The sequence below is a fragment of the Intestinirhabdus alba genome (assembly GCF_009711095.1).
In the GTDB taxonomy this organism is placed as follows: Bacteria; Pseudomonadota; Gammaproteobacteria; order Enterobacterales; family Enterobacteriaceae; genus Intestinirhabdus; species Intestinirhabdus alba.
Map to the genome: position 1 here is coordinate 51,803 of NZ_WMJZ01000028.1, position 9,449 is coordinate 61,251.

The 9,449-nt window shown below is 53.4% G+C and carries 9 protein-coding genes, 2 tRNA genes and 2 pseudogenes; 4 read left to right on the top strand and 9 right to left on the bottom strand.

The features are described from left to right. The first annotated feature begins 406 nt into the window (after positions 1–406). Together shiA and GJV78_RS17690 are read left to right on the top strand one after the other, a co-directional pair. Positions 407–1,735, top strand: coding sequence for a shikimate transporter (shiA, locus tag GJV78_RS17685; protein WP_155109580.1), 1,329 nt, complete (start codon positions 407–409; stop codon positions 1,733–1,735). A 147-nt stretch (positions 1,736–1,882) separates the two neighbouring features. Next, entirely contained in the window at positions 1,883–3,337 is a 1,455-nt protein-coding gene (locus GJV78_RS17690; protein ID WP_155109581.1) for an AMP nucleosidase, read from the top strand. A 163-nt stretch (positions 3,338–3,500) separates the two neighbouring features. On the opposite strand, the gene GJV78_RS17695 is transcribed toward GJV78_RS17690, so the two are convergent. From GJV78_RS17695 to GJV78_RS24165, 7 genes and pseudogenes are all read right to left on the bottom strand, one after another. After that, positions 3,501–4,223: a hypothetical protein gene (locus GJV78_RS17695; protein WP_155109582.1), complete on the bottom strand. Its 723-nt coding sequence runs from the start codon at positions 4,221–4,223 to the stop codon at positions 3,501–3,503. A gap of 161 nt (positions 4,224–4,384) precedes the next feature. Further along, positions 4,385–4,681: pseudogene (locus GJV78_RS17700) on the bottom strand (YdcD family protein); the annotation flags it as partial. 197 nt (positions 4,682–4,878) lie between these two features. Continuing rightward, positions 4,879–5,034: a hypothetical protein gene (locus GJV78_RS23345; protein WP_155109584.1), complete on the bottom strand. Its 156-nt coding sequence runs from the start codon at positions 5,032–5,034 to the stop codon at positions 4,879–4,881. Positions 5,035–5,420: 386 nt separating this feature from the next. Further along, on the bottom strand, positions 5,421–5,552 hold the full coding sequence (locus GJV78_RS23955; RefSeq protein WP_269140501.1) for a hypothetical protein: 132 nt from the start codon (positions 5,550–5,552) through the stop codon (positions 5,421–5,423). Positions 5,553–5,677: 125 nt separating this feature from the next. Beyond that, positions 5,678–5,753, bottom strand: a tRNA-Asn gene (locus GJV78_RS17710). 87 nt (positions 5,754–5,840) lie between these two features. Beyond that, positions 5,841–7,340: an EmmdR/YeeO family multidrug/toxin efflux MATE transporter gene (locus GJV78_RS17715; protein WP_155109585.1), complete on the bottom strand. Its 1,500-nt coding sequence runs from the start codon at positions 7,338–7,340 to the stop codon at positions 5,841–5,843. A gap of 61 nt (positions 7,341–7,401) precedes the next feature. Beyond that, complete coding sequence (locus tag GJV78_RS24165; protein ID WP_407929064.1) at positions 7,402–7,494, bottom strand: DUF5951 family protein; 93 nt, start codon at positions 7,492–7,494, stop codon at positions 7,402–7,404. A gap of 6 nt (positions 7,495–7,500) precedes the next feature. Between GJV78_RS24165 and GJV78_RS17720 the strand changes: the two genes are divergently transcribed. Continuing rightward, positions 7,501–7,576 (top strand) — tRNA-Asn (locus tag GJV78_RS17720). Positions 7,577–7,755: 179 nt separating this feature from the next. Beyond that, positions 7,756–8,061, top strand: a pseudogene (locus GJV78_RS17725) (Arm DNA-binding domain-containing protein); the annotation flags it as partial. A gap of 171 nt (positions 8,062–8,232) precedes the next feature. Here GJV78_RS17725 and GJV78_RS17730 read toward each other — a convergent pair. Then, positions 8,233–8,700 (bottom strand): DUF6392 family protein, encoded by a 468-nt coding sequence (locus GJV78_RS17730; RefSeq protein ID WP_155109586.1) that lies wholly within the window; start codon positions 8,698–8,700, stop codon positions 8,233–8,235. After that, positions 8,697–9,449 (bottom strand): S-type pyocin domain-containing protein (locus tag GJV78_RS17735; protein ID WP_209439268.1); only part of this gene is annotated, 753 nt, incomplete at its 5' end. The genes GJV78_RS17730 and GJV78_RS17735, both read right to left, overlap by 4 nt.

Consider the following 9,449-nt stretch of genomic DNA (forward strand, 5'->3'; position numbering starts at 1 on the left):
TGCAGCACCTGCTGCCGCCAGTGCTCCGGCATCACGATAGTGTCGCCGGAATAGACGATGATATCCCCCTGCCGCCGTGCAAAAGTAAAATTGTTCCGCATTTGGGAATAAAAATCGTTTGCTCTTAGCGTCGGGCGCGGTAGTCTCACTTAGGCTCTATTCCTTGACCATGGGTGAGCATCGCCGACGGATAATCAGTCCCGGTTATTCCAGACGCGCGGCGAATAACGCGGCAGCGGGGCTGAATGGTCCGGGCCAGATAGCGATCGGGAGCACATCTGAATGCCGGACGAGCCGCCTCTCCGGAAGGGCGAGGCGGCAAGAAATGCAGCCTGAAAAGACAGGACAGAGACAGCGCCGCGAATGTAAGCAACCTTACTCCCTTATCAGTACGGACAGGACAACTATGGACTCCACCCTTATCTCCACACCGCCTCAGGAGGTGACGCCTTCGCTTAATCGCGCCCGCCGCGCCGCTCTTGGCAGCTTTGCGGGCGCGGTCGTCGACTGGTACGACTTTCTGCTTTACGGCATCACCGCCGCGCTGGTGTTTAATCATGCATTTTTCCCACAAATCAGCCCGGCGATGGGCACCCTGGCCGCCTTCGCCACCTTCGGCGTCGGCTTTCTGTTTCGCCCGCTCGGCGGGGTGATCTTCGGCCACTTTGGCGATCGGCTCGGGCGTAAACGTATGCTGATGCTGACCGTCTGGATGATGGGCATCGCCACGGCGCTGATTGGCCTTCTCCCCTCCTTTGCCACCATCGGCTGGTGGGCACCGGTGCTGCTGGTAACGCTGCGCGCCGTTCAGGGATTTGCCGTCGGCGGCGAATGGGGCGGCGCGGCCCTGCTGGCGGTTGAAAGCGCGCCGGAAAATAAAAAGGCTTTCTATAGCAGCGGCGTGCAGGTGGGCTACGGCGTCGGGCTGCTGCTCTCCACCGGGCTGGTATCGTTGATCAGTTCCCTGACCACCGACGCGCAGTTTTTGAGCTGGGGCTGGCGCATACCGTTTCTGTTCAGCATCGTGCTGGTGCTGGCCGCGCTGTGGGTGCGCAACGGTATGGAGGAATCGGTAGAATTTGAGCAGCGGCGGCAGGAAGCGCCGCCGCAAAAACAACGGCTGCCGGTGCTGGAGGCGCTGCTTCGCCATCCGGGAGCGTTTCTTAAAATCATCGCCCTGCGCCTCTGCGAGCTGTTGACCATGTACATCGTCACCGCGTTCGCCCTGAACTATTCGACCCAGAACCTCGGGCTGCCCCGGGAGCTGTTCCTTAACATCGGCCTGCTGGTAGGCGGCCTGAGCTGCCTGACCATCCCCTGCTTCGCCTGGCTGGCGGACCGCTTTGGCCGGCGGCGCGTCTATATTACCGGGGCGCTAATCGGCTCGCTCTGCGCCTTCCCGTTCTTTATGGCGCTGGAGGCGCAATCGCTTTTCTGGGTGGTCTTTTTCTCGCTGATGCTGGCGAATATCGCCCACGACATGGTGGTCTGCGTGCAGCAGCCGATGTTCACCAGCATGTTTGGTGCCGGCTACCGCTACAGCGGTGCCGGGGTTGGCTATCAGGTTGCCAGCGTCGTCGGCGGCGGGTTCACCCCGTTTATCGCCGCCGCGCTGGTCACCTTCTTCGACGGCAGCTGGCACAGCGTCGCCATCTATTTGCTGGCAGGCTGCCTGATTTCCGCAGCCACCGCCCTGCTGATGAAAGATCCGCAGCATCCGGACCACGTTCATTAACCGCGCGCGGGCGGCGCGGGGCCTGAACGGCCTTCGCCGCCGCCCGTGACCGGATCGGCAAGCCTGCGTCCAGCCCCCACTGAACGTCATATTTCTGTGACATACTCTATCGCAAGAGCCGTATCTTCGCGGAATAAGGAGACAGAGATGATCAACAAGGCCGCCAGCCTGACCCCCACCGAAGCGCTGGATAAACTGGACGCTTTGTACGAACAGTCGGTAGCCGCGCTGCGCTGCGCAATTGCCCGCTATATTGAAAGCGGCGCACTCCCGGAGGCCGCCGCCCGCAGCAACGGCCTTTTCGTTTATCCCTCGCTGTCGGTCACCTGGGACGGCAGCACGACTCATCCGCCGAAAACCCGCGCTTACGGCCGCTTTACCCACACCGGCAGCTACACCACGACCATTACCCGACCAGGGCTGTTTCGCCGCTACCTGCAGGAGCAGCTGACCCTGCTGTATCAGGACTACGGCGCGCGGATCGTGGTGCAACCGTCGCAGCATGAGATCCCCTATCCCTATGTGATCGACGGTTCAGCGCTAATCCTTGACCGCTCGATGAGCGCCGGTCTGACGCGCCACTTCCCGACCACCGAGCTGTCGCAGATTGGCGATGAAACGGCGGACGGTATCTACCATCCGGCGGAATTCTCTCCGCTATCGCATTTTGACGCCCGGCGGGTGGATTTTTCGCTGGCGCGGCTGCGCCACTATACCGGCACGCCGGTGGAACATTTTCAGCCCTTCGTCCTGTTCACCAACTACACCCGCTACGTGGACGAGTTCGTGCGCTGGGGATGCAGCCAGCTCCTCGATCCGGACAGCCCCTGGATCGCCCTCTCCTGCGCGGGCGGGATCTGGATCACGGCCGAAACCGAGGCTCCCGAAGCGGCGATCTCCGATCTGGCCTGGAAAAAGCATCAGATGCCCGCCTGGCATCTGATCGCCGCCGACGGCCAGGGCATCACCCTGATCAATATTGGCGTCGGCCCGTCCAATGCGAAAACCATTTGCGACCACCTGGCGGTGCTGCGCCCGGACGTCTGGCTGATGATCGGCCACTGCGGCGGCCTGCGGGAAAGCCAGGCGATCGGCGATTACGTGCTGGCCCACGCCTACCTGCGCGACGATCGTGTGCTGGACGCGGTGCTGCCGCCGGACATTCCCATTCCCAGCATCGCCGAAGTGCAGCGCGCGCTGTATGACGCCACCAGGATGGTCAGCGGGATGCCCGGCGAAGAGGTGAAGCAGCGGCTGCGCACCGGCACCGTCGTCACCACCGACGACCGCAACTGGGAGCTGCGCTATTCGGCCTCCGCGCTGCGCTTCAATCTGAGCCGCGCGGTGGCCATCGATATGGAAAGCGCCACCATCGCCGCCCAGGGCTATCGCTTTCGCGTTCCCTACGGCACGCTGCTGTGCGTTTCCGATAAGCCGCTGCACGGCGAGATTAAGCTTCCGGGCCAGGCAAACCGCTTCTATGAGGGGGCGATTTCCGAGCACCTGCAGATTGGCATTCGGGCGATCGAACTGCTGCGCGCCGAGGGCGACCGCCTGCATTCGCGCAAGCTGCGCACCTTCAACGAGCCGCCGTTCCGCTAACACTGGTGGGCGGCGCGTCCGCTAAAAGAGCGCCTCTGAGCCGGGAGAGGCTGGCGTACGATAATTTACGGGTCGCGCTGACGCCTTCGAACTCTACGTTTCCGCGAGGCACAGCGCGGCAGACCAGCGTCATAAATGGGTCAACCGCTCCGCCGGCCTGCGTTTACCAGCCGTTTTTCTTATATTTTTCATTTACGCTAAACTCACCCGCTCCGATATCCAGATCTCCTGCACAGGGCACTCGCCATAGTCCCCAGCTTGCCGTTACGGCCGTCTCGCCGTGGTAGGGGGTCCAGGTACCCATAAACTGATTATTGGCATAGCTGTCCGAGGGGATGTAGGTGTCAGGCCTGATAATGTTTTTTTTATCAACGTAAAAGCTGGCGGCGGCACTCCCCGTAAAACGGCCGCTGTCCGGGACATTTTTATCTTCATCGAACTGATAATCAGCCATGAGCAATGCCTGTTCGACTACCCGATCTGCCATTTCTCCGTCCACGCCCAGGGCAGGCGATTCATAAACGTGAATATGATTAATCGTGATGTGCCCGGTAAAGGGGATTTGCTGGCCCTCACGCTGGCGGTAGCCCTGCACAAGGTATTTACCGGGCAGGGTTTTGTCCTTGCTGACGTGGGTCAGAAACATTCGCAGCCGGTGGTGATCTTCCCCCATAGCGCCGTAATACTCCTGGGGTTCATCAGCTTCCGAACGATCGCTTTTATCAAGCCAGAGATGAGTGAGATCCCGGTCTATATACCGTTGGGTTTGCTCTGTCCCCTTGTCCTGCGTCAGGCTGATCTCCCTGAATTCAGCCGCATTTCGGCACTCGTAAATGTTCATCAGCGCCAGAGTCGGCGTACTGTAAAGAAGTGCGGCGATGAGCATAGCAGATAGTTTCACTGGTTTTCCTTAACAAACAGTTAATTATGATTGATTACATGACAGCGTAAAAAAGCCTGCCGACGCGAAACGGCGCACACTCCATCATTCGCCTTTCGCCCGGATTATCACCCTGTTCACATTTTTTACATGTATTTACCGGCAACTTATGACCACTTTCCTATCCACCGGTCCATTTTATCCTCTACAGATGAGTCACTAAAAATAATGTCATAATGAATATTATCTTTATTATTAATTACTTGTTTTGAAACACTATCGCCATGTACCTCCTTCTTAGAGAGAATTTCTTTCATACATGTTTTACTTTCTATTCTTTTTTTCGAAAAGCCGCTGTATTTTATATAGACAAGCTCATCATAAAAAAAAGAAAACGTTACATCAGCATAACCACAGTCGGTATTCATTTTTTTTACCTGCGCAAGGGTGAATCTTGCATTTCCTCTTTCTACAAATTAATCCTCTTTAAGGATAAAATCATAGCCCTGTACTGAACACACATTCCTTACACCATTGAATTTATTTTCTCCATGAAACTTAAGATTTTCCTTAGGAAGAGAAAAATTTAGCGCATATAAAGTAATGCATACAATCATCAATATTATAACACTCGCTAAAAATATTATCTTTTTATGATTCATTAATAATCGCTCGCTGCGACATTTGATGATGGAAGCATACTCCCTTCCCCAGGCATAGGTAATTCATCATTATTATACTTTTCGATGCAGACATTATCACAACGTTTGAAAGTCATACCACACGAAATCCCTACACCATTATTTGCTAAATCCATTAACTCTTCATCCTTAGGCTGAGGCGGAGTCGCTCTGTTACCCGCATCCTCATGGTTTTTAATAATAATATAGGCTTTGAGTGGACTCAAAACTTCGAGTCATCCGACACATCCAGTAGCAATGTCTTAGAGCATCAGCTGCGCTATTATGTGCTCCCTTGACAATCTCATTCATATCTCAGACGAATTGATACGAATCATCTACGATAATTTTAGCAGGAATAACATCAGGCCCAAGAATCAAAACAGCCAACCCATATTCTATTGCATCTAACGCCAAAGGATCAATCCACTGCATCGGCTTAAGCGGATATTAATAACTATTTAAACCTGCACTTAGACCTGTCGGGTTCTGCGTGATTTACCGCCCCTGCTGCGGCGGGCCATCACTCCCTCGTTTGTTGGTAAAAGGGAAATCGAACCAGCATTACCAGCATTACCAGCATTACCAGCATTACCAGCATTACCAGCATTACCAGCATTACCAGCATTACCAGCATTACCAGCATTACCAGCATTTTTACCATCAAAATGATATGGCTTCGAGTGTTTTTTAGTGAACGAGGGTGAACTTGAAGAAGGGGATAACCAACTGACAGAAATGACGAGAGCAGACGTCGGTGAACGTCTGCTTCCCTTAAACTGGCTCCCCTGACTGGACTCGAACCAGTGACATACGGATTAACAGTCCGCCGTTCTACCGACTGAACTACAGAGGAATCGTGTGAACGAGGCGCATATTAACGACGCCCACGGCGCTTGTCAAAACCTGAATGCGCTATCGCGTTCGTTTGCTGAAATATTCCTCACTTCGCCGCATCTTTCAGCGTAACCGACTGTTTTTCGTACTTTTCATGCTGTGCACGAGGGTATTTCCATAGCCAGCGGCCGGTGACCATTCGCCAGTAAAACAGCGCCGCGCGCACCGCCCAGTCGAAGAACATCCCCATCCAGACGCCGACCACGCCCCAGCCGAGCACAATCCCCAGCGTATAGCCCGCCACCACGCGGCAGCCCCACATGCCGAGCATAGAGACCCACATGGCGAAACGGGCGTCCCGCGCGCCTTTAAAACCGGCGGGCAGCACCCAGGACGCCGCCCAGATGGGCATAAAGGCGGCGTTGAGCCAGATGAGGATCACCACCACGTGCTTCACCTCCGGATCGTGGGTGTAGAAGGAGGCCATCAGCCCGGCGAATGGCGCGCTCAGCCAGGCGATGGCGGTCAGGCCAAGGGTGGAGAGCCAGAACACGTGCCGCAGCTGGATTTCGGCCTGGGCGATCTGCCCGTTGCCAAGTCGTCTGCCGGTGATAATGGTCGAGGCCGACCCCAGCGCATTTCCCGGCAGGTTAATCAGTGCGGCAATCGAAAAGGCGATAAAGTTGCCGGCGATAACGCTGGTGCCCATCCCGGCAACGAACATCTGCGTCAGCAGCTTGCCGCTGTTGAACAGCACCGACTCAATGCTCGCGGGAATGCCGATGCCCATCACCTCCCAGATAATGGCGAAGTTAAGCGGCTTAAAGTAGCTTTTGAGTGGAATGCGCAGCGCCGGATTAAAGCCGGTGGTCAGCACCCACAGGATGGCTACCGCGCCGATATAGCGCGAAATGGTCAGCCCCAGCCCGGCTCCGATAAACCCCAGCCCCGGCCAGGAGAAAAGGCCATAAATCAGGAGGCTGCTGATCATAATATTGAGGATATTCATACCGCCGTTGATGAGCAGCGGAATTTTGGTGTTGCCTGCGCCGCGCAGGGCACCGCTGCCGATCAGGGTAATGGCGGCGGCAGGATAGCTCAGCACCGTCAGCTCCAGATAGGTCAGCGCCAGTTCTTTCACCTCCGCCGTGGCTTCCCCGGCGACGAAATCAATAATCTGCGCGCCGAAATAGTGGATCGCCGCCGCCAGCACCGCCGCAAACAGCGTCATGATGACCAGCGACTGTCTGGCCGCCGCCCTGGCCCGCCGGCGATCGCGCTTGCCGAGGCTGAACGCCACCACTACGGTGGTGCCGAGATCGACGGCGGCGAAAAACGCCATAATCACCATATTAAAGCTGTCAGCCAGGCCGACGCCCGCCATCGGCGCTTTCCCGAGCCAGCTGACGAGGAAAGTGCTCAACACTCCCATCAGCAGGACGCAGGTGTTTTCCAGAAAGATAGGTACGGCAAGCGGGGTGATTTCGCGCCAGAAAAGCACCTTATAGCTTTTGCGTTTGGCATACCAGGGCGTACGGGCGACGACCTGACGTAAGGCAGCGGAGACGTTCAAAATGGACCTTAATGAAGAAAGTTGAAACCTCATTTCAAATGATGAGGGAGAAACCGCAAAGCTGCAAAGTTTTTTGCGGGTAAAGTGTCTGTAATTACCGCAAACCGCTCAAAGAAGCGCCAGGCGGCTGAGAAGGCGAGAAATGGGGTTTGACAAAAGTTTTTTCGCCGCTAAGATAAGCCTCCACAGCGATTCCTCTGTAGTTCAGTCGGTAGAACGGCGGACTGTTAATCCGTATGTCACTGGTTCGAGTCCAGTCAGAGGAGCCAATTTAAAGGAAGCAGACGTTCACTGACGTCTGCTTTCTGCATTTCTATCAATTGGTTATCCCCCCTCAGTCGTTCGCCCTCGTTCACTAAAAACCACTCTAAGCCATATCATTTTGATGGTAAAAATGCTGGTAATGCTGGTTCGATTTCCCTTTTACCAACAAGCGAGGGGCGTTTTCATGTCATTGACTGATATTAAAGCAAAAAATGCAAAACCCCTTGAGAAGGAATACAAGTTAACTGATGGCTTTGGTATGTTCCTTCGTGTTACCCCTAAAGGTTCGAAATACTGGCAAATGGACTACCGTTTCGAAGGGAAGCAAAAACTCTTCTCTATAGGTGTCTACCCTGCTATTTCTCTTTCTAACGCAAGACAGCGACGCGATGAGGCCAAAAGGCTTCTTGCTCAGGGCATTGACCCTAATGCAAAGAAACAGGCAGAGGTTAAAGAGCTGAAGGCCAGGCGTGGATCGATAAACCGCTATTAATCGCTTAAAGCTATCAATATCATTTTATCGATCTTTTTTATCAATTAATATACCTGATTGTGAGCGATGGAACGTCACAGTTGGCGGGGCTTTGGCTGAATGTTCGGAGGGATAAGGAATGAAGCAGCACACAAGATTTGCCGTGCTGCTTTATGAGAAGAGCGAAAGCTACCAGCGAAGATCTGAAGCAGGGAAAAATGTCACAGACCTGACTTGATCTGATGTGTCATAGCTTATCTGCATCATTGTAGGTATTGATCGGTTTTGGGCTTCATAAAGATCTGTCCAGCCAAAAGCCCTACGCATAACCACCTTTGGAGGACTGCTTCTTAATGGCACACCTATATTTTCATGAACCCATTCCCTCGACATGCTTCTCTGCAATGGCTCTGGTAATTCATTTGGAAACATCCAGTTTTTAGCCTTATCATTCTGGATTTTTACGACGATAGCCTGCAATATCCGACCTTCCCGCTTGAAGGACAAGAAAAGACCTTCTTTTGCCATATCAAGACTTAGATCAGGATCTCCTGATGAGCCTGTAGGTGGGCTTTTGTAAGTGATCAATTCATTATCAATAAGTTCCTGATATGTTTTTCCTAAACAGCTTATCAAAGCATCAATATTCACTGTCATTTATATAACCCCATCTCACTGTTTAGTTTATGCATTTTCGATCTTGCTGATTCTATTTGATTTTCTGTTGCCCCTTGATCTTTTAACGCTGGTTTAATGGCATCAAGATTACGATCAAGAGCAGCCCTGAGATTTTTTGAGTCCAGTTCAATTTGCGCTGATGTGTTACGCCCACCGTAGGTTTCGCTGATTTTCTGGTGTACCTTTTTAGGTATCACTATTGCAGCGACATCTTGAGAAGCAAGCTCAATATCTTCAGGTGTCATCTCAGGATAATGTGCTTTCAGATATGCCTTAACTGCTGCTTTCGATGGCATATGATCAGCCTCATACTTGCCTTGACGAGATCTGCGCACAAAATCGCTATAAAGCTCAACTTCCAAAAACTCAACAGGTGGCTTGCTCAGGTATATATAAATCGGCGGAATATCCGATACAGGCAGAATAAGAATATAATCCGCAAATTTCTTCTCTTCCAGTGTTGGGCTGGTTGTAGCCTCAATATTAGTATCTTCCGGCAGCGGATCAACAACGACCGGGTTTGGTATCCTTACCGGGTTCTGGTTGCTTGTATTTGAAGGAACATTGACATCTGAACTGTCGGGCGTCCAGATAATTGTTATACGGGGATCTTCCTCTGTGGTGAACGTATAGGCTTTTCGACTGCTATCCCACTCCATTTTGCGCACACGCACCATATCCCGACCCGGTGGTGTATGCCAGCCATGAGGAACAGGATTACCTTTGTC